The organism is Peterkaempfera bronchialis, from assembly GCF_003258605.2.
Lineage (GTDB): Bacteria > Actinomycetota > Actinomycetes > Streptomycetales > Streptomycetaceae > Peterkaempfera > Peterkaempfera bronchialis.
The window spans coordinates 6452149-6476597 of sequence record NZ_CP031264.1 but is presented as its reverse complement, the minus strand read 5'-3'; the positions used below and the strand labels follow the sequence as shown (position 1 = coordinate 6476597).

General features: G+C 71.4%; 19 protein-coding genes, 1 tRNA gene and 1 pseudogene. 4 read left to right on the top strand and 17 right to left on the bottom strand.

Features of this window, described 5'->3' with window-relative positions; all coding sequences use genetic code 11:
- Positions 1–108: 108 nt before the first annotated feature.
- Together C7M71_RS27620 and C7M71_RS27615 are read right to left on the bottom strand one after the other, a co-directional pair.
- Positions 109–354, bottom strand: coding sequence for a chaplin (locus C7M71_RS27620; protein ID WP_111492743.1), 246 nt, complete (start codon positions 352–354; stop codon positions 109–111).
- A gap of 192 nt (positions 355–546) precedes the next feature.
- Positions 547–1869 (bottom strand): M20/M25/M40 family metallo-hydrolase, encoded by a 1323-nt coding sequence (locus C7M71_RS27615; protein ID WP_111492742.1) that lies wholly within the window; start codon positions 1867–1869, stop codon positions 547–549.
- 246 nt (positions 1870–2115) lie between these two features.
- Here C7M71_RS27615 and C7M71_RS27610 point away from each other — a divergent pair.
- A tRNA-Leu gene (locus C7M71_RS27610) sits at positions 2116–2203 on the top strand.
- A 373-nt stretch (positions 2204–2576) separates the two neighbouring features.
- Entirely contained in the window at positions 2577–3587 is a 1011-nt protein-coding gene (locus C7M71_RS27605) for an amidohydrolase family protein (protein WP_111492741.1), read from the top strand.
- Between the two features lie 119 nt (positions 3588–3706).
- Here the strand turns inward: C7M71_RS27605 and C7M71_RS27600 are convergent, their stop codons facing one another.
- The 3 genes from C7M71_RS27600 to C7M71_RS27590 form a co-directional block, all read right to left on the bottom strand.
- Complete coding sequence (locus C7M71_RS27600; protein ID WP_175607754.1) at positions 3707–5314, bottom strand: family 43 glycosylhydrolase; 1608 nt, start codon at positions 5312–5314, stop codon at positions 3707–3709.
- A gap of 104 nt (positions 5315–5418) precedes the next feature.
- Positions 5419–6831 (bottom strand): DUF2207 family protein, encoded by a 1413-nt coding sequence (locus C7M71_RS27595; RefSeq protein ID WP_111492740.1) that lies wholly within the window; start codon positions 6829–6831, stop codon positions 5419–5421.
- A 1-nt stretch (position 6832) separates the two neighbouring features.
- Positions 6833–7396 carry a LemA family protein gene (locus C7M71_RS27590; protein ID WP_111492739.1) on the bottom strand — a complete coding sequence of 188 codons (564 nt, stop codon included), beginning with the start codon at positions 7394–7396 and terminating at the stop codon, positions 6833–6835.
- A gap of 437 nt (positions 7397–7833) precedes the next feature.
- Between C7M71_RS27590 and C7M71_RS27585 the strand changes: the two genes are divergently transcribed.
- Positions 7834–10962, top strand: coding sequence for an ATP-binding protein (locus C7M71_RS27585; RefSeq protein WP_114914615.1), 3129 nt, complete (start codon positions 7834–7836; stop codon positions 10960–10962).
- Here the strand turns inward: C7M71_RS27585 and C7M71_RS27580 are convergent.
- From C7M71_RS27580 to C7M71_RS27560, 5 genes and pseudogenes are all read right to left on the bottom strand, one after another.
- The gene (locus C7M71_RS27580; RefSeq protein WP_111491434.1) at positions 10943–11734 is read right to left on the bottom strand and encodes an ABC transporter permease; all 792 of its coding nucleotides are present in this window, start codon (positions 11732–11734) and stop codon (positions 10943–10945) included. The two genes, C7M71_RS27585 and C7M71_RS27580, sit on opposite strands and share 20 nt — an antisense overlap.
- On the bottom strand, positions 11731–12711 hold the full coding sequence (locus C7M71_RS27575; protein ID WP_111491435.1) for an ATP-binding cassette domain-containing protein: 981 nt from the start codon (positions 12709–12711) through the stop codon (positions 11731–11733). The genes C7M71_RS27580 and C7M71_RS27575 overlap by 4 nt, the downstream gene beginning before the upstream one ends.
- Before the next feature lie 63 nt (positions 12712–12774).
- Entirely contained in the window at positions 12775–14382 is a 1608-nt protein-coding gene (locus C7M71_RS27570) for a hydantoinase B/oxoprolinase family protein (protein WP_111491436.1), read from the bottom strand.
- Positions 14382–15002, bottom strand: a complete 621-nt coding sequence (locus C7M71_RS27565; protein WP_229759252.1) for a hydantoinase/oxoprolinase family protein — start codon at positions 15000–15002, stop codon at positions 14382–14384. Before C7M71_RS27565 ends, C7M71_RS27570 begins: the two co-directional genes overlap by 1 nt.
- A gap of 15 nt (positions 15003–15017) precedes the next feature.
- Positions 15018–16426: pseudogene (locus C7M71_RS27560) on the bottom strand (hydantoinase/oxoprolinase family protein); the annotation flags it as partial.
- A 109-nt stretch (positions 16427–16535) separates the two neighbouring features.
- Between C7M71_RS27560 and C7M71_RS27555 the strand changes: the two are divergent.
- Complete coding sequence (locus C7M71_RS27555; RefSeq protein WP_111491440.1) at positions 16536–18305, top strand: ABC transporter substrate-binding protein; 1770 nt, start codon at positions 16536–16538, stop codon at positions 18303–18305.
- On the opposite strand, the gene C7M71_RS27550 is transcribed toward C7M71_RS27555, so the two are convergent.
- The 7 genes from C7M71_RS27550 to C7M71_RS27520 are packed head-to-tail and all read right to left on the bottom strand — an operon-like array spanning position 18302 to position 24442.
- Positions 18302–19375 carry a C45 family autoproteolytic acyltransferase/hydolase gene (locus tag C7M71_RS27550; protein WP_111491442.1) on the bottom strand — a complete coding sequence of 358 codons (1074 nt, stop codon included), beginning with the start codon at positions 19373–19375 and terminating at the stop codon, positions 18302–18304. The two genes, C7M71_RS27555 and C7M71_RS27550, sit on opposite strands and share 4 nt — an antisense overlap.
- A gap of 39 nt (positions 19376–19414) precedes the next feature.
- A complete protein-coding gene (locus C7M71_RS27545; RefSeq protein ID WP_111491456.1) occupies positions 19415–20155 on the bottom strand; it encodes an SDR family NAD(P)-dependent oxidoreductase in 741 nt (246 codons plus the stop codon).
- A complete protein-coding gene (locus C7M71_RS27540) occupies positions 20152–21039 on the bottom strand; it encodes a polysaccharide deacetylase family protein (RefSeq protein WP_111491444.1) in 888 nt (295 codons plus the stop codon). The genes C7M71_RS27545 and C7M71_RS27540 overlap by 4 nt, the downstream gene beginning before the upstream one ends.
- The gene (locus C7M71_RS27535) at positions 21036–22079 is read right to left on the bottom strand and encodes a branched-chain amino acid ABC transporter permease (protein WP_111491446.1); all 1044 of its coding nucleotides are present in this window, start codon (positions 22077–22079) and stop codon (positions 21036–21038) included. Before C7M71_RS27535 ends, C7M71_RS27540 begins: the two co-directional genes overlap by 4 nt.
- Positions 22076–22963, bottom strand: a complete 888-nt coding sequence (locus C7M71_RS27530; protein ID WP_111491448.1) for a branched-chain amino acid ABC transporter permease — start codon at positions 22961–22963, stop codon at positions 22076–22078. Before C7M71_RS27530 ends, C7M71_RS27535 begins: the two co-directional genes overlap by 4 nt.
- Positions 22963–23691 carry an ABC transporter ATP-binding protein gene (locus C7M71_RS27525; RefSeq protein WP_111491458.1) on the bottom strand — a complete coding sequence of 243 codons (729 nt, stop codon included), beginning with the start codon at positions 23689–23691 and terminating at the stop codon, positions 22963–22965. The genes C7M71_RS27530 and C7M71_RS27525 overlap by 1 nt, the downstream gene beginning before the upstream one ends.
- The gene (locus C7M71_RS27520; RefSeq protein WP_111491450.1) at positions 23678–24442 is read right to left on the bottom strand and encodes an ABC transporter ATP-binding protein; all 765 of its coding nucleotides are present in this window, start codon (positions 24440–24442) and stop codon (positions 23678–23680) included. The genes C7M71_RS27525 and C7M71_RS27520 overlap by 14 nt, the downstream gene beginning before the upstream one ends.
- Between the last annotated feature and the right edge of the window lie 7 nt (positions 24443–24449).

Genomic DNA, 24449 nt, shown 5'->3' with positions numbered 1-24449 from the left:
GCAGTGTTTTCACCCACGCGGGTGACCCTTGCGCCAAACGGTCGCAGGCCGAAAGGCAATGCGCCCCCCGGAAGGCGGTCCGCCTTCCGGGGGGCGCACCGGATCGTGTCAGAAGTTCTGGCAGTTGTTGCCGAACGTCGGGTTGAGCAGCCCGATCACATTGATGGAGTTGCCACAGAGGTTGACGGGCACGTGCACCGGAACCTGGATCACGTTGCCGGACAGCACACCCGGGGAACCCACGGCCGCACCCTCGGCGAGCGCGCCATGGCCGGCGGCGCTCGCGGCACCCGCACCGGCCAGCACCAGGCCACCGGTGGCAGCGACAACAGCGGCAATCTTCTTGACCTTCATCGGTTTCCTCCTAGTCGTCAGTACAACCCGTTCGGCGGGCTGCATATGGGTGAACGACACTGCGGCAAACGGGGTACGCCGCAGTACGGCTATTCACCCTCAACGGTGAACATCCGTACCGGTGATCGAAGAAGGGGAAGGCCCGTTCCCCTGGCGCTCGGAAGCGCTGGAGAACGGGCCTTCGAGAGGTGGTCAGCAGGCGTCGATGAAGCGGTCCAGCACCCGCGCACCGAATTGCAGGCCCTCGACCGGCACCCGCTCGTCGACGCCGTGGAACATCCCGGCGAAGTCCAGCTCCGGCGGGAGCCGCAGCGGCGCGAAGCCGAAGCAGCGGATGCCCAGGTCCTGGAAGGACTTGGCGTCGGTGCCACCGGAGAGGCAGTACGGCACGGCACGGGCGATCGGGTCCTCCGCCCGCAGCGCCGACTGCATCGCCTCCACCAGGGCCCCGTCGAAGTCGGTCTCCACCGCCCGGTCCGAATGGAGCGACTCCCGCTTGACGCGCGGCCCCAGCACCCGGTCCAGGTCGCTCAGGAACTCCTCCTCGAACCCCGGCAGGAACCGGCCGTCCACATGCGCCGTGGCCTGCCCCGGGATGACGTTCACCTTGTACCCCGCGCCGAGCATGGTCGGCTGCGCGGTGTTGCGCAGCGTGGTGCCGATCATCTTGGCGATGCCGCCCAGGGTCTTCAGCGTCTCGTCCATGTTCTCCGGGTCGAGTTCGACGCCCAGCGCGTCCGACAGCTCGTCCAGGAAGGCCCGGACCGTCTTGGTGATCCGCACCGGGAAGGTGTGCCGACCCAGCCGGGCGACCGCCTCGCACAGCTCGGTGATGGCGTTGTCCTGGTTGGTCATGGACCCGTGGCCGGCCGTGCCCTCCACGGTCAGCCGCATCCAGTGCATCCCCTTCTCGGCCGTCTCCACCAGGTACAGCCGCAGCTGCTCATTGACGGTGAAGGAGAAGCCGCCGACCTCGCCGATCCCCTCGGTGACCCCCTCGAAGAGGTCGGGGTGCTTGTCCACCAGGTACCGGGCGCCGTAGACGCCGCCCGCCTCCTCGTCCGCGACAAAGGCCAGCACCAGGTCGCGCGGCGGCTTGCGCCCGGTGCGCAACCGGTCGCGGACGACGGCCAGCGTCATCGCGTCCATGTCCTTCATGTCGACGGCGCCACGGCCCCAGACGCATCCGTCGGCGATCTCGCCGGAGAAGGGGTGGTGCGTCCAGTCGTCGGCGTTGGCCGGGACCACATCGGTGTGGCCGTGGATCAGCAGCCCGGGGCGCGACCGGTCCTCACCCTCGATCCGGACCACGGTGCTGGCCCGCCCCTTGGCCGACTCGAAGATCTGCGGCTCCACCCCGAACTCGGCGAGCTGCTCCGCCACATACTCGGCCGCCGCCCGCTCGCCGGGCCCCGAATGGTCCCCGTAGTTGCTGGTGTCGATCCGGATCAGGTCGCGGCAGATCTCGGTGACCTCGGACTCGGCGGTCACCTGCGCGGGCTTCGACTCGCTCACGGTCTCTCCTGCTCTCCCGGCCCGGCCGGGGTCCGCCCCGGCCGGGCCGGGGCCTTCGGATAGCGGGCACACTGCCGCCCATCCTCCCTCGCCGCCCGCTCCCGCCCAAGGCCCACCGCGGATGCGATCACCCCAGGTGGGGGCGGTGCACGCGGCTGCGAGGCGGTTTTGGGAGCCCTACCGATCTTTGCTATGGTTTCTCATGTCGCCGCGGGCACCGCACAGGAACCCCACGGCACACACCCTGTCCGGGTGGCGGAATGGCAGACGCGCTAGCTTGAGGTGCTAGTGCCCTTTATCGGGCGTGGGGGTTCAAGTCCCCCCTCGGACACCACTCATCGCCCCACGAGGCGATGGCACAGCCTTCCACTGCGGGTCGAGGTCTACCTCGACCCGCAGTTGTCGTTCGGCCCGGGACGGCCCTGATCGACGGTGGCCGCATCGACGAGTGCCGGCAGGACGCCGGCCACGTCCTCATCGCGACGTCATCACCGGGAGCGGGTGGAAAAGCCCCGCGTTTCGCTCCCCGACGTGTTTATGGAACACGTCCGCGGTCGGCACCACCAGCACAGGAGCAGTCCACGGCCGGAGTATCACCGGTGACTCACCCAGGCCACCGTCGCTGTTCGTGTCCACCTTGAATCACCGCAGGCGCCTTCTATATTAAAGGCGCCTTCAATACCGGACCGAATGCAAGGAGCGGCCACATGAACGGCAAGATTGCGCTCGAAGAGCACTTCAACCTCCCGGAGTTCAGCAACGAACTCCCGCAATACGTCAACCCCGAGATGATGAGGGAGGTCTCTCGGCGCCTGCTTGAGGTGAGCACGGAGCGACTCGGGGAGATGGACGCCACCGGCATCGACTACTCACTGCTGTCGCTGACGGCGCCCGGCGTCCAGGCGGAGACCGACCCACGCCGTGCCGTCACCCGCGCCAGGCGGGTCAATGACGAGCTGGCCACGATCGTCGCCGCCCATCCCACCCGCTACGGCGGATTCGCCACCCTGCCCATGCAGGACCCGGCCGCGGCCGTGGCCGAGCTGGAGCGCTGTGTGACCCAACTCGGCTTCCACGGGGTGATGCTCAACGGCTTCACCAACATCGGTGACGCCGACACCGGCTGGTACTACGACCACGAACGCTTCCTGCCGTTCTGGGAACGCGTCGAGGCACTCGGCGTGCCGGTATACCTGCACCCGCGCGATCCCCTGCTGGGCAACCAGGGAATCTATGAGGGTCATCCGGAACTGTTCGGCGCCGTCTGGAGCTTCACTGTCGAAACCGCCACCCACGCGCTGCGGCTGATGACCAGCGGCCTGTTCGACCGGTTCCCCCGACTCACGGTCATCCTCGGCCATCTGGGCGAGACCCTGCCGTTCAACATGTGGCGCATCGACCACCGCGCGGCCGCGATGGGCGACCTGATCAAGTTCAAGAAGCCGCTGACCCATTACCTGCTCGACAACTTCTACGTCACGACCAGCGGGAACTTCCACACCCAGACGCTCAACGCGACTCTGGCCGAGATGGGCGTCGACCGCGTGCTGTTCTCCAGCGACTACCCCTACGAATCCATGCGCGAGGCGGCCGACTGGTTCGACAACGCCGCCATCAACCACAACGACCGAGTCAAGATCGGCCACACCAATGCCAGGCGCCTCTTCCCCGGCCTGCCGGAGCGGATCGGCAGGTCCGCGCACACCGCGCGAGTCTGACGACGGCGCGTCGCACACAGCCGATAGCGGCAGTTGGTGGACGGCAGAGGCCGACACGAAGGGCCTCATCACCTACGGCTCCCGCTGGTCACAGCTTCCGCAACAAGCCTGGCCTCCGTTCACTGCGGGGTGCGGTAGGCGGCGTCGTCGAAGTCGGCTGGGTGGCCGCCTCCGGTGAGGTCCCAGGCCCACAGGCCGACGAAGGCCCCTGTGAAGCCCATGGTCCGGATCCGGCCGTCCTCGATCTCCTCGGCGTGTTCGTCGGAGAGCACGGTCGCGTCGAGCGGCGGGCCGAAGGAGCGCCAGCCGGTGCCGGTGTCGCAGCGGAAGCGGAGGACGGGTCCGTCGAGGTCGAGGCCGAGGCGGAGTCGTGCGGCGGCGCCGAGAGGTTCCTGCCCTGCTTCGTCCACGGTCACCAGGCCCCGGTCGCTTGAGGCCGTGCGGAGTACCGGCTGTCCTTGGTCGTCTGCGGTGACGTACAGGAAGTACCAGGTGCGGGTGTTGTAGTAGGCGGTGATCCCCGCCAGGTGCTGGAAGGTCCGCGGCTGGTACTCCACCGTCGCCTCGAACGCGCAGCGTGCGGCGGTCACGCGGCGTGCCACCAGGGAGGAGCCGGTCAGGCTCTGGGGTGAGCGGCCGCCGTGCAGCCGCAGATGGGAGGGGCGCTCGGTGAGGGAGAGCCAGTCCGGTGCGGCGGGTCGGCGCAACGTGGACCAGTCGGGCCCGAGGGCGGGCCCGTCGAAGCCGTCCACCTCCTCCGGTGTGTACGGTGCGCCCGCAGGCAGGTCGGGCGCGGGTATCTCGAGGTCGGGCAGGCCGGTGGGGGTGCGCGGCCACCCGTCGGGTGTCCAGGTGACGGGGGCCAGCGCGGTCTCCCGGCCGAGCACACATGGTCCGCGGCGGCCGTGGGGCCGGGCGGCGAGGTAGGCCAGGTACCACTGGCCGGTCCCGGTTTCGACGAGGCTGCCGTGTCCGGCCTTCTGTAGCGGCAGCTCCGGGTGGTCGCGGGCGGTGATGAGCGGGCCGTGCGGGTCGCGCTCGTACGGCCCGGCCAGGGAACGGGAGCGGGCCACGGTGACCTGGTGTGCGTAGCCGGTTCCGCCGTCCGCTGTGAGCAGGTAGTACCAGGGCCCGTGCCGGTAGAGGGTGGGGCCCTCGATCCACCCGGCCTGCGGCGGCAGCGCGATCGGGACGGGCTCGCCGACCAGTCGGCGGGCCGTGCGGTCGTAGCGGGTGGCCTCCAGGCCGGCCGAGCCGCCGTGGCCTGGTCTCCAGTCGTGGACCAGGTTCAGCAGCCAGCTGTGCTCGCCGTCATGGAAGAGGGAGGCGTCGAAGCCGCGCGCGTGCAGCGGCACCGGGTCGGACCAGGGGCCGTCGATGGTCGGCGCGGTGACCAGGTGGTTGGGGGCGTCGGTGAAACCGCCCGCGTATGTGGACACGTTGCTGTAGACGAGGTGGAACAGGCCGTCCGGACAGCTGAGGTGGGGCGCCCACACCCCGCCGGAGTCCGGACAGCCCGCCAGGTTGAGCAGCGCGGTGCTGTCCAAGGCCCCGCCCAGGGGCCGCCAGTGCACCAGGTCCCGGGAGTGGTGCAACCGCACGCCCGGATACCACTCGAATGTCGAGGTGGCCAGGTAGAAGTCGCCTCCCACCCGCACGATCGACGGGTCAGGATGCGAGCCGGTCAGCAACGGGTTGCGGATCACCAGCGCGGTCTGCGGCCGCATACGGTCTCTCCCTCGCGAGCATTCCTGGCACCGGCTGGTGGCCGGGGAGGAACGTAGCGTCGAACACGTTCGCAGGGAACCTCGCAGGGAACATGGCCGCCGCGTCACTCCTTGCGTGGATCGGAGATCCGTACCTCGCCCAGGTTCTCCGGGGCGTCGATCCGGTACTCGCCGGTGTCGTCGTAGCGCTCCTGGCGCTGCCGGCGCTCGGCGACCTCGATCTCGCTGATCCAGCCGAGCGTGGGACCGACCCTGGCACGCACCCGGTCGCCCTCGGCGAGGGCGCCCCACAGCGTGCCGCTGATCCCGAACGCCTTGACCTCACGTTCCCGGCCCTGGTCGATGGCACACCAATGGACGTAGCTGTGGCCGCGATTCTCGCCCGAGCCGACATCGACACGCCTGAGCCGCACGATCTGGCCCTCGATCTCGGCCTTGCGGGTCAGATCGCTGATCGCGTACGCCAGCGGCACGGCCGCCACAAGCGCGCCGACGACAAACGCCGAGGGCGTCCGCAGCGCGTCCGGCCACCAGCCGAACGCCGACGCGACGAGCAGGACCACCCAGGCCCAGAACCCCGCCAGAGCGCCCGCGCCCAGGGCGCGGAGCAGCATGGGCCGCGGTTCGCGCGCCCAGAGCATGCGCCGGGGATAGCGCACGGTGACCACATGCCACATGCCGCCGTAGTCGGACCAGGCACGCCTGTCATCGGCAGGGGTGCTCACCGGAAGACTCGTCACCGCCGTCGGCGCGACGCCGAGCGCCGCCGCGTACGCCAGGTGGCGGCCCCACAGGGTGACCGACGCGGCGGGCAGCTGGGGGAAGCGCCCGCTCGCGGCGAAGTGCTTGCGCACGCCCAGCCAGTAGCCCGCCAGCTCTGCGCCGCGCCGGGTTCCGCGCTCGCCGTTCAGCTTGCCCATCAGCAGCGTGAGCAGCACCCAGGACACGATGCCCGCGCCGGGGCCGGCACTGTGCTTCCTGTCGTCCACCGTCACCGCCACGGCGATGGCCAGGGCCGGGACACCCGCCGCGGCCGTGAGCACGGCGGCCTGGGCCCTGCTCCATCGGGGCTGGGACAGGCCCTGGGACCTGGCGTCGACGATGACCTTCCTACGGAAGCTCTTCCACCAGCGGCTCAGGTCGCGCGAGCCCTCGGCGAGCGCACCGGTCGCCACCACGCCGTCAACGGCCAGCGCCTGGAGGTGTTCGAGGACCAGCTTCTCGTAGGGGTTGAGGTCGCCGGGGTCATGGCGCAGCCGTACCAGGGAGAGCTCGGGGCCGATCTCCTCGATCTGCACGACGCCCCTGGCTGCCAGGTCGAGCAGCGTGGCGGCGGGTGCCTCGCCGGTGAGCCGCCAGTGACCGGTGATCAGGTCGACGACGGCCGGTGACTGGTCGGCCAGCTCGCCGGCCGGCGGGCCCGCGATCACCTCCGGGTTGCGGGTGGCGAGGGCCATCGCGAGCAGCAGCAGGAGCCAGAGCAGCAGGGCCGCGACGGCGGCCGCCCAGAACGCCATGTCAGAACCGCACCTGAACGGGGCCGCGCTCCTCGTCGGGGGCCTGGAAGTACTCACGCGCCGTGAATCCGGCAACTCCCGCGACCAGGTTGGCGGGGACCGTCTGGATCGCGTTGTTGTAGGTGAGGACCGCGTCGTTGTAGTACTGCCGGGAGTAGGCGATGCGGTTCTCGGTGGTCGACAGCTCCGCCTGGAGCTCGGAGAAGTTCTGGCTCGCCTTCAGGTCCGGGTACGCCTCGGCCAGCGCGAGCAGGCCCTTCAGCGCGCCGGACAGCATGCCCTCGGCGGCGGCCTGCTGCTGCGGGCCCTGGGCCGTAAGCGCCTGGGAGCGCGCCGCGACGACGGCGTCCAGGGTCTGCCGCTCATGCGTGGCGTACCCCTTCACCGTCTCCACGAGGTTGGGTATCAGGTCATGACGCCGCTTGAGTTGCACGTCGGTCTGCGCCCACGCGTTGTCCACGGCGCCGCGCTTGCGGACGAGACCGTTGTAGAGCGCGGTGCCGGCGAGGGCGAGAGGCACCACGATGACGAGGAGCAGCACGGCGAGGACGACGAGTGCGGTCATGGGATCTCCTGGGGAGGGGAGCAGGCGGGCTGCGGACGTGGCTCTCCGCCGGTGCCCGGGGGCGGATCCGAGTGGCCGGGCAGGGGCCTGCTTGTCGAGTGGCTTGCGGTTCGCCTCCGGGTCATCGTCGGGCGACGTGTTCACGCCCTGTTCAGGCCGGCTTCGGGCCGCCGGCCGCCGGTTCGGCCCCGGCCCGCTCCAGGAATGGGAAAGCCCACTCCACGGCGGACCGGGGCGGGCGTCAGGCCAGGCGGGTGGGCCTTCAGCCCGTTGAGCGGGTGCTCCTTCGGGAGCTTGTCGGGGTCGGCGGGGACGACGAGTGGGGCTTCCGCGACCCACGGCTGGGCGAGGTGGGCTGCGCCTTCATCGTCCCGGGGCAACAAGGTGCTCAAGCACCGGCGGCGCGGCTGCGGCAGCGCCTTGGCTAATCTGCACGGATGACCACCGAGCTGACCCTGCTGCCGCGTGTCGCCTATCGCGGACGGGAGGTCACCGCGCCCCGGCTCCGCAGCCTGCTGGCGCTGCTCGCGGGCGACCTGCGCACGGGCTGCACCACCGAGCGGCTGGTGGCGGGGCTCTGGCCGGAGGAGTTGCCGGAGCGGCCGGGCAAGGCGGTGCAGGTCCTGGTCTCCAGGGCGCGGGCGCAGCTGGGCGCCGACGTCCTCGCCGGCACGCCGAGCGGATACCGGCTCACCCTCGCCGAGGATCAGGTCGACAGCTCCGCCCTGCTGCTGTACGCCGCCGCCGGCGCGGACCGGGCCAGGGCCGGGGACCACGCGGGGGCGCTGGCTGCGGCGGAGGCCGGGCTTGCGCTGTGGGAGGGCACCCCTGACGGGCCCGGCGACCCCGACGACCCGGTGGCCGCGTTGCGCACCGAGCGCGCCCCCGTCCGCAGCGCGCTCATACGCGCGCAGGCGCTCGCGCTCGCCCGGCTGGGGCGGCACGCGGAGGCGGCCGGGCCGCTGGCGGTGGCCGCCTCGGAGCATCCGCGCGACGAGGAGGTGCTCGCCGCGCTGCTGCGCGGCGAGGCGGCGACGGCGGGCCCGTCCGCCGCGCTGATGCGGTACGAGGCGTACCGCCGTGAGCTGCGCGAGGCGCTCGGCATGGATCCGGGTGCCGGGCTCAAGGCCGTACAGCAGGAGCTGCTGCGCGGCGAGGCGCCTCCGGCCAGGCACGGCGTGCCGCATGAGCCCAACCCGCTGCTCGGCCGGGACGAGGACCTTGCGGCGGTGGAGCGGCGGCTGCGCGCCTCCCGCGCGGTCACCGTGGTCGGCCCTGGCGGCCTCGGCAAGACCCGGCTCGCGCATGCCGTCAGCCGTCGGGCCGGGCAGCGCGTGGTGTATTTCGTGCCGCTCGCCGGCGTCACCTCGGACGCGGACGTGGCCGCGGAGGTGGCCTCCGCGCTCGGCGCGGGCGAGGGGCGGCCCGGCGCCATCAGCGGCCACGCCTCGGCCGACCCGGTGTCCGGCATCCTCGGTGTGCTCGGCTCCGGGTCCGCTCTGCTGGTGCTGGACAACTGCGAGCAGGTCATCGGGGGCGCCGCAGACCTCGTCCAGGCCCTGGTCTCGTCCTCGAAGGACCTGCGGGTGCTCGCCACCAGCCGGGCCCCGCTGGGCCTCACCTCGGAGGCGGTGTATGCGCTGCCGGAGCTCGGTCTCGACACCTCGGTCGAGCTGTTCACGCAGCGGGCCCGGGCCGCCCGGCCCGGGGTGCGGCTGCCGCCGGACGCGGTGGCCGAGCTCTGCCGCCATCTCGACGGGCTGCCGCTCGCCGTGGAGTTGGCCGCGGCGCGGGTGCGGGTGCTGTCGGTGCCGGAGATCGCCCGCCGCCTCGGCGACCGGTTCGCGCTGCTGCGGGGCGGGGCGCGGGACATGCCGGAGCGCCACCGCACGCTGCACGCGGTCGTGGAGTGGAGCTGGAACCTGCTCGCCGAGGACGCCAGGGCGGCGCTGCGCACGCTGTCCGTCTTCCCCGGCGGCTTCCTGGGCGAAGCGGCGGAGCGGGTGCTCGGCGAGGACGCGCTGATCCTGCTTGAGCAGTTGGCCGGTCAGTCGCTGCTCACCGTCGCCGACACCCCGTTCGGCGTGCGGTTCCGGATGCTGGAGACCGTACGGGAGTTCAGCGCGGCCCGGCGTACGGAGGCGGGCGAGGAGGACCAGGCCGTCGGCCGGTTCCTCGCCTGGGCGCGGGACTTCGGGGTCGCGCACCACGACTGGTCCTTGGGCTCGGAACCGCGGACAGCCTGGGGGCTGATCAGGGCCGAGCAGGACAACCTCGTACTGGCCCTGCGGCACGCCCTGGCCCGTACGGACGGCCCCACCATCGCCGCCCTCACCGCCGTGCTCGGCGCTCTGTGGTCCAGCGACTCCAACTTCCCCCGCCTCGTTGCCCTCGCGGCGGAGACCGGCCCACCGCTGTCGCACTACTACCCCGGGCCCGAATACGTCGAAGTCGCCCGCGCCGCCGCCGTGTTGTGTACGGCGGGTCTGCTGATGGGCTACGGCCCGGTCGCCGTACGCCAGCTCGTCACCCTCCGGCGGCTGCCCACGGCCCCGCCGGACACGCTGCTGCGCGCCATCGCGGTGGTGCTGAGCGCGGTCCCCGAGATGCGGCCTCCCGACTACCAGGTGCTGCGGGGGCTCTGCGAGAGCGAGCAGCCGCTGGTCGCCGGCGTCGCCGAGTGCATCGCCACCTATGTCTGGGAGTACGAGCACGACATCGACCGCGCGCTCGCCTCGGCTCGCCGGATACTCGCCGGACTCGACCCGGTCGGCAATCCGTCCATGCAGCTCATGGGGCATTCCCGGCTGAGCGAGCTGTGCCTGCGGACGGGGCGGGGCGAGGAGGCGTACCGACACCTCAAGGCGGCGCTTGAGGTGGTGCCGCGGCTCGCCGACGGGCACGACTACATCTTCATCCGCACGGGCCTCGTCCTCGCCTGCCTGCAGTGCGGCAACCCTGACGAGGCCGAGTACTGGCTGTGGCAGGCGGAGAGCGACAACGCCCCGCAGCAGGACGCCTTCTACCGGCCCGGCCCCGGCGGGCGTGCCGAGATCGCGCTCGCCCGGGGGCTGACGGAGGTCGGGCTCGGCCTGTGGCGCGGCGCCCTGGAGGGCATACTCGCGGCCGGCTCGATGTACAGCGACGACCCCTGGCTCGACCCGTGGGCGTTGCAGATCCAGTCGGCGGCGGTGACGGCGCATGCGCACGCCGGCCGTCTGGGGCTGGTCGCGGAGCCGGTCGACCGGCTGCGGCGGGGGCTGCGGACGCTGCTCTCCGGTCCGTCCCGCTCGCCTCTGGAGCTCCCGGTGGTCGGGACGGTGCTGCACGCCCTTGGCATGGCGGGGCTCGCGTCCGGCGACGCCGGTGCCGTACGGATGGTCGCGCTGGCCGAACGGCTGCGGGTGCTGCGCGAGTTCCAGCCGACGATGTCGGCGGCCCGCGCCCGGCGGGCGGCGGAGGACGCCGATCGGGCGGCGTACGCCGACGCGGTGTCGGAGTACGCCGCCCTGGAGCGGGACGAGCTGCCGGAGGCAGCCCGCGCGCTCATTTCGGGTCGCGGTTGAACAGCGACGTCGACCAGCGGTAGCCGAGCGCGGTCAGGACGAGGCACCAGACGATCGCGATCCACCCGTTGTTGCCGATCTCGGTGCCGAGCAGCAGGCCGCGCAGGGTCTCGATGGCCGGGGTGAACGGCTGGTACTCGGCGATCGGCTGGAACCAGCCCGGCATCGTGTCGGCCGGGATGAAGGCGCTTGAGATGAGCGGGAGGAGGATCAGCGGCATGGCCATGTTGCCTGCGGCCTCGGCATTCGGGCTGGCCATGCCCATCCCGACCGCGATCCAGGTGAGCGCCAGGGCGAACAGCGCGAGCAGCCCGAACGCCGCCAGCCACTCCAGGGCCGTGGCGTCCGTGGACCTGAAGCCGATGGCCACGGCGACGGCACCGACGAGGACCAGGCTGGCGAGCACCTGAAGCACGCTGCCGACGACATGCCCGATGATCACGGAGCTGCGGTGGATCGCCATCGTACGGAAGCGGGCGATGAGCCCCTCGGCCATGTCGGTGGAGACGGAGACCGCGGCCCCGATCACGGTGCTGCCGATGGTCATCATCAGGATGCCCGGGACGATATAGGCGATGTACTCGGAGCGATCGGCGCTGCCGCCACCGATGCCCGCGCTCATCACATCGCCGAAGATGTAGACGAAGAGCAGCAGCAGCATGATCGGCGTGAGCAGCAGGTTGAGGGTCATGGACGGGTAGCGCCGCGCATGCAGCAGGTTGCGGCGCAGCATGGTGTTCGAGTCGCGTACGGCGAGGGAGAGGGCGCTCATCGGACGGTCTCCTTGGGCTGGTTGGGCTGGTTGGGCAGATGGGCGCCGCCGGTCAGGGCGAAGAACACGTCGTCGAGGTCGGGGGTGTGCACGGTCAGCTCGTCCGCCTCGATGCCGGCCGAGTCCAGTCGGTCGAGGATGGAGCGCAGCTCGCGCTGGCTGCCGTCGCTGGGGATCCGCAGCGACAGCGCCTCGTCGTCCCTGGTGACCTCGCGCAGGGCGACGGCGGCGGACCGGTACGCGACCGGGTCGGTGAACCGCAGCCGCACCTGCCCGCCCGGGATGAGCCGCTTCAGCTCGTCGGCGCTCCCCTCGGCGGCGATCCTGCCGTCGCTCAACACGGCGATGCGGTCGGCGAGTTCGTCGGCCTCCTCCAGGTACTGGGTGGTGAGGAAGACGGTGACGCCGCCGGAGACCAGCTCGCGGATGATCCCCCACATGGTGTGGCGGCTGCGCGGGTCCAGGCCGGTGGTCGGCTCGTCCAGGAAGAGGATCCGCGGGTCGCCGACCAGCGTCATGGCGATGTCGAGGCGGCGCCGCATGCCGCCGGAGTAGCTGGAGACGGGCTTCTTCGCGGCCTCCACCAGTTCGAAGCGGTCCAGCAGCTCGGCGGCGGTGCGGCGGCCCTCGCTGCGGGAGAGGTGGTGCAGGTCCGCCATCAGGAGCATGTTCTCCTCGCCGGTGATCAGGCCGTCGACGGCGGAGAACTGGCCGGTGACGCCGATCGCGGCCCGTACGGCCTGCGGGTCGGCGGCCAGGTCGTGGCCGCCGACGCGCAGGTCGCCGGCGTCGGCGGTGAGGAGGGTGGAGAGGATCTTGACGGCGGTGGTCTTGCCGGCGCCGTTCGGGCCGAGCAGGGAGAAGATGGTGCCGGTCGGCACGGCCAGGTCGATGCCGTCGAGGACCGTCTTGTCCCCGTATGCCTTGCGCAGCCCCTTGGCCGCGATGGCGAGTGGGTGCGATGTCGTTGGCGTCATGCCGCAGAGGTTGCGGCAGGGCGCATTCAGCCTGGTTTCACCAGGGTTTCAACGCCCTGAAGGTCATGGGTGCGGCACGCCGTCGGGGTGGGTGCCGTAGCCTCCGCCGCCGGCGCTGACAAAGGACACGGTGTCGCCGTTGCGCATGCGGAGGTAGCCCTTGCCCGGGAGGCGTTCCCAGTCGGTGGAGTCGCTGCGGCGCAGGGCGGCGTGGCCCGGGGTGCCGCTGCCGCCGCCGTTGCGGCCCTTGGCGGCGAAGTCGGCGTTGGTCTGCTCGACGTAGTACATGCCGTCCGCCTCGGCGGTGAGCAGGGTGATGTCGCGGCGGACCGCGAGGCCGCCGTGGAAGCGCCCGGTGCCGCCGGAGCCGTCGACCAGCTCGGTGCGTTCGACCCGCCAGGGGTACTCCAGCTCGGTGATCTCCGCTGGGAGGATCGCGCAGTTGGAGCAGTAGGTGTCGAGCGCGTGGTCGCCGTCGGCGTCGGCGCGGGCGCCTCCGCCGCCGCCGAGGATGTCGGCGAGCAGGGTGTCCTTGCCCGATCGGGGGTCATGGGCGCGGAACACCCAGGCGGGGAAGGAGACATGGCTCGCCGCGACCGCCCGGTCGGGCAGCAGCTCGCCGAGCGCCTCGATCATCAGATCGGCGATCCGCTGTACGGCGAGGTGCCGTGCGCTGAGCGCCGCCGGGAAGACCGGGTTGACCAGCGTGCCCTCGGGGGCGGTCACCTCGATCAGCCGGGTCATGCCGTCGTTCTGCCGGATGCCGGAGTGGCCGGCGAAGCAGCGCACCCCGAAGTAGACCCCGGCGTGGGCGCTGGCCAGCGGCACGTTCATACCGCTGGGGACCTGCTCGGAGGTGCCGGTGAAGTCGATGGAGAGACGTCCGTCGCGGGCGGTGAGGGTCAGCCGGATGCGTACCGGGTCGGTGCCCTCGAAGCCGCCGTCGTCCAGATGTCCTTCGACCGTGACCGAGGTGGACGGCCACTCCGCGAAGAGCGCGCCAGCCCGTGCCGAGGTGTCGTCGAGCAGGCTGCCCATCGCCTGGACGATGGTGTCGGCGCCGAACCGCCCGCAGAGTTCGCGCACCCGCTCCACCCCGCGCTTGCACGCCGCGAGTTGGGCGCCGAGGTCGCCGACGGTCGAGTGCGGGTCGCGGACATTGGCGCGGATCAGGTCGTAGACCACCTCGTTGACGGCTCCGGCGTCCACCAGCTTGATCGCCGGGAAGATCATTCCCTCGTGGAAGAGCTCGGTGGTCTGCGCGCTCTCGGTGCCCGGGAAGGTGCCGCCGATGTCGATGTGGTGTGCGATGGAACCGGCGTACCCGACGAGTTCGGCGCCCACGTGGATCGGCATGAACACCTGGAGGTCATTGGTGTGCGTACCGCCCATGTACGGGTGGTTGGTGAGCACGGCGTCGCCCGGGGCGAGCACTCCGCCGTGGCGGACCAGCGCGGCTTGCAGGGCGAACTGCATCAGGCCGAGCTGCGCCGGGATCTGCTCGGAGTGCGCGACCATCCGGCCCTGCGCGTCGAAGAGCGCGCAGTTGAAGTCGAGCATCTCGCGGATGATCGGGGAGAAGGACGAGCGGTACTCCACGACCGCCATCTCCTCGCCGATGCTGTGGAACGCACTGGCCAGGATCTCCTGGGTCACCGGGTCGAGCGTCATCAGGCGTGGTCCCTTCGGGTGAGCAGCAGTGAGCCGGCGGCGACCGTCTCGGCCTGCCAACCGGGCAGCACGACGGTGGTGGTGTCCTCCTGGTCGATGATCGCCGGGCCGTGGACGAGGTCGCCGGTGCCGAGGCGGGCCCGGTCGAGCACATCGCACTCAAGCCATTCGCCGTTCATATGCACCTTCCGCCGGCCGAGGAAGGCATCGTCGCGGCCGGCGCCGGCGACCTCCCAGACGACCGGCTCCGCCGGGACCACCGCCCGTACCCGGAGCGCCACGATCTCGGTCGGGGTGTCGGGGAGGACGTAGTCGTACGCCTTGCGGTGCGCCTCCACAAAGGACCGCTCGGCCTCCGCCGTCGACCCGGCGGTGACGGGCGGGGGCGGCAGCGGGACGGTGAGGTTGTACGCCTGGCCGAGGTAGCGCATGTCGGCCGAGAACTCCAGCTGCCCGTCCTCCTCGTGCCCGGTCTGGGCGAGCAGTTCGCGGGCCCGCGCGGTGAGCGCGGCCAGCTGCTCCTCCAGCGCGGCCTCGCCGACCCGCCCGGTCTCCCGGACCCAGCTCTGCCCGATGTCGTACCGGATGTCGGAGAGCAGCAGGCCGAGCGCCGCCGTCACGCCGGGGTACGGCGGGACGAGCAGGCGCGGTACGTCCAGCTCCTCGGCGAGCGCACAGCCGTGCATCGGGCCCGCGCCGCCGAGCGCGACCAGGGCCATCCGGCGCGGGTCATGGCCCCGGGCGACGGAGACCAGGCGCAGCGCGGCGGCCATATTGGCGTTGGCCACCCGCAGGATCGCCCAGGCGGCGTCCTCGACCGACAGGCCGAGCGGTCCGGCGACCTCGCGCTGCACGGCGGCGCGTGCGGCCTCGGGGTCGATGGTGAGGTCGCCGCCGAGCGACCGCGACTCGCTGAGCGTGCCGAGCACCGCATGGGCGTCGGTGACCGTCGGGTGGACGCCGCCGCGCCCGTACGCCGCCGGGCCGGGGAGGCGCCCGCGCTCTGCGGGCCGACCAGCAGGGCGCCGAACTCGTCGACGCGGGCGAGCGAGCCGCCGCCCGCGCCGACGCAGAGCACATCGAGCTGGGAGAGGTTGACCGGGTGGCCGTTGAGCACACCGCTGTGCCGGACCTCGGGCCGGCCGTCGATGACGACCGCGACATCGGCGGTGGTGCCGCCCATGTCAAAGGTGAGCAGGTCGCTCTCACCGGCGAGCGCGCCCAGCCGGGCCGCGCCGATGACCCCGGCGGCCGGGCCCGAGGTGGCGAGGGCCACCGGCAGCTCCGCCGCCGCCCGGGCGGCGGCGAGGCCCCCGTTGGAGCACATCAGATGGACCGGCACCGCGACCCCGCGCGCGGCCACGACCTCGGCGAGACGGCCGAGGTAGCTGCCGACGAGCGGCAGCAGCGAGGCGTTGAGCGCGGTCGTACTGGCGCGGAGGTACTCCCGGATCTCCGGTGCCACCTCGCAGGAGAGGGTGACCGGCACCCCGGGCAGCTCGGCGGCGAGGATCCGGCGGACCCGCCGCTCATGGGCGGGGTTCAGAAAGGAGAAGAGCAGCACGACCGCGACCGACTCCGCCCCGGCCTCGCGCAGCGCCGCAGCCGCCGCCCGGACGTCGTCCTCGGAGAGCGGTTGGAGTTCGCTGCCGTCTGGGGCGATGCGACCGCGTACGCCGTGGCAGTGCTCGCGGCTGATCACCGCAGGCTGCTCCGGGGTCCAGAGGTCGTAGATGTGCGCCCGCTGCTGGGTGCCGATCTCCAGCAGGTCGCGGAAGCCGTCGTTGGTGATCAGGCCGCTGCGGGCGAGCCTGCGCTGCACGATGGCATTGGTCGCCACGGTCGTGCCGTGGGCGAGGTAGGTCAGTTCCCCGGCGGCGATGCCGCTGCGTTCCTCCAGTACGTCGAGTCCACGGACGAAGCCCACGGAGATGTCCGACGGGGTGGAGGCGACCTTCCCGATGTGCAGTCGGTTGTCACTGTCGACGAGGACGGCGTCGGTGAACGTGCCGCCGACGTCGATTCCCACACGAGCCTGGGCCATAAGCAACTCCTGCCTGGTTACACTGCATGAACATTTGATCGGACCGGATTTCCGGCGTCATGCGTCAAATGACGGACAGCCCTACTCGTGGTGAGGAGCCGGCGTCCCTATGGCAGTCACAGCAGCGGCCGGTACCGCATGGGAAGTCGTCGTCGACCGATCGGGACAGGTGGTCGGGCTCGGCCCGAGGCGCACCGTCCCCGCCGGGCTGCTCCGCTATGCGGCGGCATTCCTGGCCACCCGGCATGAGAGCGCGCGCTTCCTCTGGGCGCAGCCGCGCGACGCCTGGCTGGCGGTCTGCCTCGAACGACGAGCCGGGGCTGCCGGGTCTGCCGGGTCTGAGGCCACCGCGCTGCTCTCCCTGGCCGACACCGAACTGCCGCGCTCGCTCACCTCCCGCGAGATCGATGTGCTCACCCTGCTGGCCCTGGGGCTGACCAATGCGCAGATCTCGGGCCGCCTCGGGACGAGCGCCCGCACGGTCTCCACCCAGGTGGAGCGCCTGCTCTCCAAGCTCGGCCAGACCGGGCGCGGCGGCCTGGCCGCCGTCGCCGTGGACAACGGCCTGCTCAGGCTGCCGATACCGGGCGGTGCCGAGGGGGTGTCCGGCCTGACGCTGGCCGACATCGAGCAGCGGGCCGGTGGCACACCGGTGACCGAGCGGTGGCGGGCCACGGCCCCGGCCTACCCCCGGCGCAGGCCGTTCCTGCTCGGCTCGGTGATCCCCATGACGGGGCCGGTGGCCTCGGACGGGCTGGAGATGCTGCGGGGGGCGGGGCTGGCGGTCCAGCAGATCAACCGCCGGGGCGGCATCGGCGGCAGGCCGATCGAGCATGTGGTGGTCGGCGCGGACTTCTTCGAGCCGGACAGCGTCACGGCCGCGTTCGAGTCCGTCTTCGACCATGATGTCGATGCGCTGATCTCCAGCTACCCCAGCGCGGAGAACCCGGCCGCGCTCGACCTCGCCGCCGACTTCGCCCGGCCCTATCTGCACACCGCCACCTTCGAAGAGCAGGTGCAGCTCGTCCGGGAGGACCCGACCCGCTATGGCACGGTCTTCCAGACCTGCCCGTCCGAGCTGCACTACGGCACCGGGTTCGTCCGGCTGCTGGACGAGCTGGCGGGGAGCGGCCGGTGGCAGCCGCCCAGCCGCAGGCTGCTTCTGGTCGAAGCCGACGCGGTGAGTACGCACACGGCGAACGAGCTCTTCTTCGACCGGGCCGAGCGCTCCGGGTGGGAGGTCTCCGAGGTCATCCGGGTGCCGCTCTTCCCCGACGACTGGACCTCGGTGCTGGCCCGCCTCCACGACATCGGTCCGGCCGCCGTGATGGTCACCCACTTTGTCGCCGACGCGCTCGCCGGCTTCCAGCACGCCTTCAGCCGGGACGCCACCGACGCCCTGGTCTACTGCGTCTACGGCCCCTCCGTGCCCGCCTTCTCCGAGTCCCTGGGCGACATCGCGGAGGGGGTGATCTGGTCGACGGTCACCGGGGTCTACGACGACTCGCTCGGCAAGCGGTTCCGGGAGGAGTACCGACGGGAGTACGCCGCCGAGTCCGGGTGGTCACAGGCCGGTGCGGCCTACGACCAGGTCGGCCTGCTCGCCTCGGCCTGGACCGCGACGGGCGGCAGCGACCCACGCGATGTCACCGCCGCGCTGCGCCACCTGGTCCACCGGGGCGTCAACGGCGTCTACTACCTCGGCACGGCTGGGCAGTGCGCGCTGGCCTACCCCGATGTGACGTCCGACCCCTCGATCGGCCAGGCGCACCTGGTGTACCAGATCCAGGGCGGGCAGCACCGGGTGCTCGGCCCGGCGCCGTTCGGCACTGTGTCGGCGTTCCGCGAACCGCCGTGGCGCACCGCCCAGGGCGGCTAACGCGTACAGGGGCCGCCGGGGATCGCGGTGACTCCGCCGGTCGCCGTGTCCAGGACGACCGTGGCCAGGGTGGCGTACTCGGCGTCGCGGTCGCTCGCCCTCGGGTCCGGGTGGCAGCAGACCGCGCCGCCGCCGCCCAGGTGGTTCGCCATCACCGCGAGGACCTGCTCCGTTGCGGGCTTGGCTGCTGCGGGCCCGGCGGTGCGGCGGCGGAGCCCGCGCTGGATGATGTCGTAGCGGACCAGGGTGTCGGGGAAGGCCCTGGGCTCGGTGTCGCCGAGCGCGGCGGGCTGGGTGAGGAAGTGGTTGGTGTGGATCAGCACGCCGTCGGCGTCGGGCCGCACCCAGGCCGGGCCGCCGGGGTGCAGCTCGGCGGTGATCGCGGCGCTGCCGTCGTCCGATGAGGCGACCACGGTGAGCGATGTGGAGGCCGAGACCGCCGCCGAGGCGATCATCGTGAGCGCGTCGTTGATGTCGGCCGCGTCATCGAGCACCCGGCGGGCCACCACATGCACGGGCACACCGATCCCCCGGCCGTCGCGCTCATGGTGCAGGATCGTGAAGAGCACGCCGATGCCCGCGCCGTTCGCGCCGATCTTGCCGACGACGCCGTACTCCGTGACCGTCCGGGTCACCCGGCCGTCTCCGTGGGGGATCGTCCAGACCAGCCAGTTGGGGGCCATGCCGGAGTACCAGTCCCAGGTCTGGACGGCGACCGGCGCGCTGCCGTCGTCGGCCAGCAGGACGACCGCCGAGCACTCGCCCTTGGCCGCCGGGGTCAGGGTCGCCAGGATCTCGGTACGGGCGTTGATCGCGGCGACCTGCTCGACCGGCAGGCCCGCTCCCTCGGCGATGCCCTCGATCTCCTCGGCGAGGTCGGGAGCCCAGCCGCGGATGGCCGCCAGCGCCTCGGCGCCGGGCCCGTCCAGGTCGAGGTCATGACCGGCGGTGCGGGCGAAGAGCGCGCGATAGGAGGCGATGGTCCGGCCGATCTCGGCGGCGTGGGCCAGGCCGAACTCCCGGCCGCGCGCACGGGGTGCGGCGACCGACGAGGTGAAGGTGCGCTTCACTGGTTCTCCTTCTACCTGCTAACTGCTACCTACTACCTGCTACCTGATCCGGTAGCCGCCGTCGGCGGTCACCGTCGTCCCCGTGACATACGACGCGCCCTCGGAGGCGAGGAAGCAGACCACCGAGGCGATCTCCTCGGCGCGGCCGAGCCTGGCCAGCGGCACGCTGCTGCGGATCGTCTCGGCGCCGGCGGCAGGGTCGTCCATCACCCGGAGCATGGGGGTGTCGATCATCCCGGGGGCGACGGCATTCACCCGGACCCCGTAGGGCGCCCACTCCCCCGCCATGGCGCGGGTCAGCGCGCCCACCCCTGCCTTGGTGGCGGCATAGGCCGCGCACGGCTCCTCCCAGTCGCTGCTCTCGGCGGCGATCGAGGAGAGGTTGACGATGGAGAGGCCGTGGCCGGCGGCGCGGGCGAGCCCGACCGCCGTACGCGCGCAGAGCATCGTGCCGAGGACATTGACGTCAAAGGTGTCGCGCCACTCGGCGACGCTGACCTCGTCCAGCGGGCGGACCGGGAAGACCCCGGCCGACTGCACCAGGATGGTGGGGGCGCCGCCGAGTCGGGACACCGCCTCGGCGAAGCCTGCCCGGACCGATCCCTCGTCGCGTACGTCGACGGCCACGGTCTCCGGGTCGGCGCGCAGGTCCAGGCCGACGACCGCCGCCCCCTCCGCGCGCAGGCGCTCGGCGACGGCCCGCCCGATTCCGGAGGCCGCGCCGGTGACGACGGCGCGGGCTCCGGCGATGCGGACCCCGGCGGCGGGGGCGGTACTCATGCGTCCCGCCGGGCGTGCACCGGCCGGGTGGCCTTCCACGCCTCCAGCGGGTGGGCGGCCCGCCACTGCTCGGCGTACTCTCCCATCCGGGTGAAGACCACGCCGCTGCGGGACTTCATATGCTCGATCAGGCCGTCCAGCATGGTGATCCGATGGCCGCGACCGATGACCTGCGGATGCATGCACAGGTCGAAGACACCGCCCGGGACGTTCTCATAGGCGTAGTCGAACTCGCCCTGCCAGATCTCGCGCACCTTGCTCGGCGAACCCAGCGTGTAGCTGAAGCCCTGCTCGAACTCGAACTGCGGGAAGTCGTCGAGCAGCCAGCTGAACGGCACTTCGACGATCTCGCTGGAGTCGCCGAACTCATAGGGCCCGCTGGTCGACCAGCGGTCGCCCTGCCGCAGGTAGTACGGCGTGAAGTCCGAGCCCTGGCAGGAGCTGTCGTAGCGCATGCCGTTCTCCAGCAGGATGTCGATCGAATGGACGCTCAGATCGACTGCGGGTGAGCGGAAGCCGACCGGGCGCACCCCCGCGACCCGGTCGAGCGCCTCAAGCGCCCGCGCGAAGTTGGCGCGCTCGCCGTCGCGGTCGAAGTGCGCCGGGTTCTCGTGCACCCAGCCGTGGTGGCCGATCTCATGCCCGGCCTCCGCGATGTCGCGGACCAGCTCGGGGTAGGCGAGCGCGGTGTGTCCGGGGACGAAGAAGGTCGCCGGGATGTCGTGCTTGGCGAGCAACCGCAGGATGCGGGGCACGGCCACCGCGCAGAACTCCCCCCGGGAGATCTCGGCCGGGTTGACCGAGCCGCCCGAGAGCCAGACCGAGAGTGCGTCGAAGTCGAAGGTGAGGCAGACCGAGAGCTGCCGCGTACTGATGCTGTTCATGCCCGACCTGCCATCGTCTGGACCGGCTCGCCGGCCCGGTCGTCCGCTTCGTCCTCGGCCTCTTCGCCCTCGGCCACCCAGCGTTCGATCCGCCGGTTGATCGCCCCGACGGCGTCGACGATGCCGCGCGGCATGATGACGACCATGGCCACCAGCACGGCCCCGAGGACGATCAGCCGGGCCTGCGGGTAGCCCTCAAGGGCGGTCTGCACGGCGAGGATCAGCGCCGTGCCGACGAATGGACCACTCAGGGTGCCGAGACCGCCCACCACCATCATGGTCACAAAGATCGTCATCGGGCCCAGGCCCATGACGGTGGGCGTGATCACCCCGAAGTAGTAGGCGTAGAGCGCCCCGGCCAGACCGGCGAAGAAGCCGGAGATGCCGAAGGACAGCACCTGGTACGTGATCGGGCTGATGCCTCGCGCGGCGGCCAGCGGGGCGTTCTCGCGCAGTGCGACGAATGCCAGCCCCATCGGCGAACGCGTCACCAGCAGCATGGCGGCGGCGGTGACCAGGGTGACGGCCAGCGCCGTCCAGTAGTAGCCGTGCGCGACCGCCGTGGCGTCCGTCGTACCGAAGGCCAGACCGTGGTAGCCGGTGAGCCCGAACGACCCGCCGGTGAGGCCGCTGCGGTCGGAGGTGATGACCAGCTGGATGACATACGCGAACGAGAAGGTGAGCAGCGCGGCGTAGATGCCGCGCAGCCGCAGCGACGGAATGGCCAGCAGCACGCCGCCGGCGCCCGCGGCCAGGCCGCCGACGAGCAGCCCGATCCATGACGAGAGGCCGGTGTGCAGCGAGAAGAGCCCGCCGGCGTATCCGCCGACCGCATAGAGCGCCAGGTGCCCGAAGTTCCACACCCCGCTCACGCCGAGGACGAGGTTCCAGCTCTGGTTGAGCGTCAGCCAGATGAGCCCGAGGATGAGCACACCGAGGAGGTATGAGCTCTTGATCACCCAGGGTGTCATCAGGGCGATCAGCGCAAGAGCGGTGATGAGCGCCGGCCGCAGACGCGGCCGGCCGAGTATGGCGTTCACAGACGTGCCTCCTGCGGCTTGCCGTCCAGGCCGAACGGCCGGACGACGAGCACGACGACGATGACGGCGAAGAGCATCGGCAGCGACCAGGTGACGCTCCAGTAGACCGAGACCACCGACTGGATGAGGCCGATGACATAGGCGGCCCAGATGGTGCCGCGCACACTGCCGAGCCCGCCGAGGATGGCCACGATCATGGCGAGCAGCAGCGGCTGGTCCCCCGCGTTCGACGAGACGAAGTAGATCGGCGCGAGCATCACGCCGGCCACCCCGGCGAGGGCCGAGGCGATGCCCATGGTGATCACATGCACCCGGCGCACCGGGACCCCCATCAGCTGGGCGGCGTGCAGGTTCTGGGCCACCGCGTTGATGGACATGCCGTAGCGCGACCGGACCATGAAGGTGTGCAGGCCGAGCAGCAGGCCCACGGCCACCACGGTCATGACCACCTGCTGCCAGGTGACGGTCACCCCGGAGAGCAGGGTGAACTGACCGTCGACCAGTGCGGGGAAGTTCAGCTGCCGGGGGCCGAACCAGAGCTGGACGACATTCTGGAGGATGGTGGCGAGGCCGAATGTCGTGATGAACGCGGCCATCTCGAAGTCGATGCCGCGCCGGCCGATCAGCGGTCGTACGCCGATCTGCTGGACGGCCACGCCCAGCCCGAAGGTGAGGAGTGCGGCGAGCACCAGCCCGAGCCATGGGTTCACGCCGAGGCGGTCCAGCGCCCACCAGGCGACAAACCCGCCGATCATCGTCATGACGCCCTGCACCATGTTGAGGATCCGCAGGGAGCCGTAGATGAGGGTCATGCCGACCGTCATGAGCGCGTAGACCGAGCCCATCACCACGGCGCTCACCAGCGCCTGAAGGAGTGTGGACATCAGCGGACGTCCTCCTGTCCGGTCTCGACGCCCAGGTAGGTGCGGACCAGGGCCTGGTCCGACATCAGCTCGGCGGTGCTGCCCTCGCGGATGATCCGGCCGGTCTCCACCAGGCAGACCCGGTCGGCGAGGTCCTTGATGTGGCCGAAGTTCTCCTCGACCAGCAGGATGGCGATCCCCGACTCGGCGATCCGGCCGATCCGGGCGTAGACCTCGTCCACGATCACCGGTGCCAGTCCGAGCGAGGGCTCGTCGATGATGAGCAGCCGTGCCTCGGCCATGAGGCCCCGGCCGATCGCGAGCATGCGCCGCTCGCCGCCGGAGAGCGTGCGGGACCGCTGCTCCCGGCGCTGGTACAGCTTGGGGAAGATCTCGAACACCCTGGCCAGCCGCTGGTCGCGGTCCTGCCGGGAGGGGCAGAGGAAGCCGCCCATCAGCAGGTTCTCCAGCACGGACATATCCGGGAAGAGCAGGTCTCCCTGCGGGATGTGCCGGATGCCCAGCCGGGCGATCACCTCGGCCCGCCGCCCGGTGATGTCCGCGCCTTCGAAGGTGATCCGTCCCGAGGTCGGCACCACGAGTCCGCTGACCGCCCGGACCAGGGTGGTCTTGCCGTGCCCGTTGGGGCCGACCACCACGACGGTCTCGCCCCGGTCCACGGAGAGGTCGACACCGTCCAGGACGGGGACCTCGCCGTACCCGGCGCACAGCTTCTCAACTCTGAGCATGGTCACCACCCGCACTGGTACCGAGGTAGACCCGGGCCACCTCGGGGTCGGCCATCATCTGCGCCGGGGTGCCCTCGAAGAGGCGACGGCCCTGGTTCATGATCAGTACGCGGTCGGCGACCGCGGTGAGTGCGCGCATCACATGCTCGATGAGGATGACGGTGACGCCCCGGGCGCGGATCGCGCCGATCAGCTCCACCAGGCTGTCGACCTCCGGCGGGGTCAGGCCGCCGGCCGGCTCGTCCAGCATCAGGAGGCGGGGGCGGGCGGCCAGTGCCTGGCCGATCATGAGCCGCTTCTTGTCGAAGACGGGCAGCGGACCCGCCGGGGTGGACGCCTTGTCGGAGAGGCCGACGAAGTCCAGCGCCTCATGGGCCCGCTCGGCCACCTCGGGGGTGTAGCCCCAGCGGAACCGCGCCTTCTGGGCCGTACCGAAGTGGCTGCCGGCGACCGCGTTGGCGAAGACCGTCTGGCTGTCGATCACCGAGGGGAGCTGGAAGGTGCGGGAGAGGCCGAGGCGGCAGATCCGGTGGATCGGGAGCCGCTGGATCTCCTGTCCGGCGAAGCTGACCCGGCCGGCGGTGGCGCCGACATGGCCGGAGATGAGATCGAAGAGTGTGGTCTTTCCGGCGCCGTTGGGACCGGCGATCCCCAGGGTCTCGCCCTCGGTGACCGAGAAGGTGACATCGTCGACTGCGGCCAACCCGCCGTAGTGCTTGGAGAGCCCGTCGACCTCGAGAAGCGTGTCCATCGTCTGC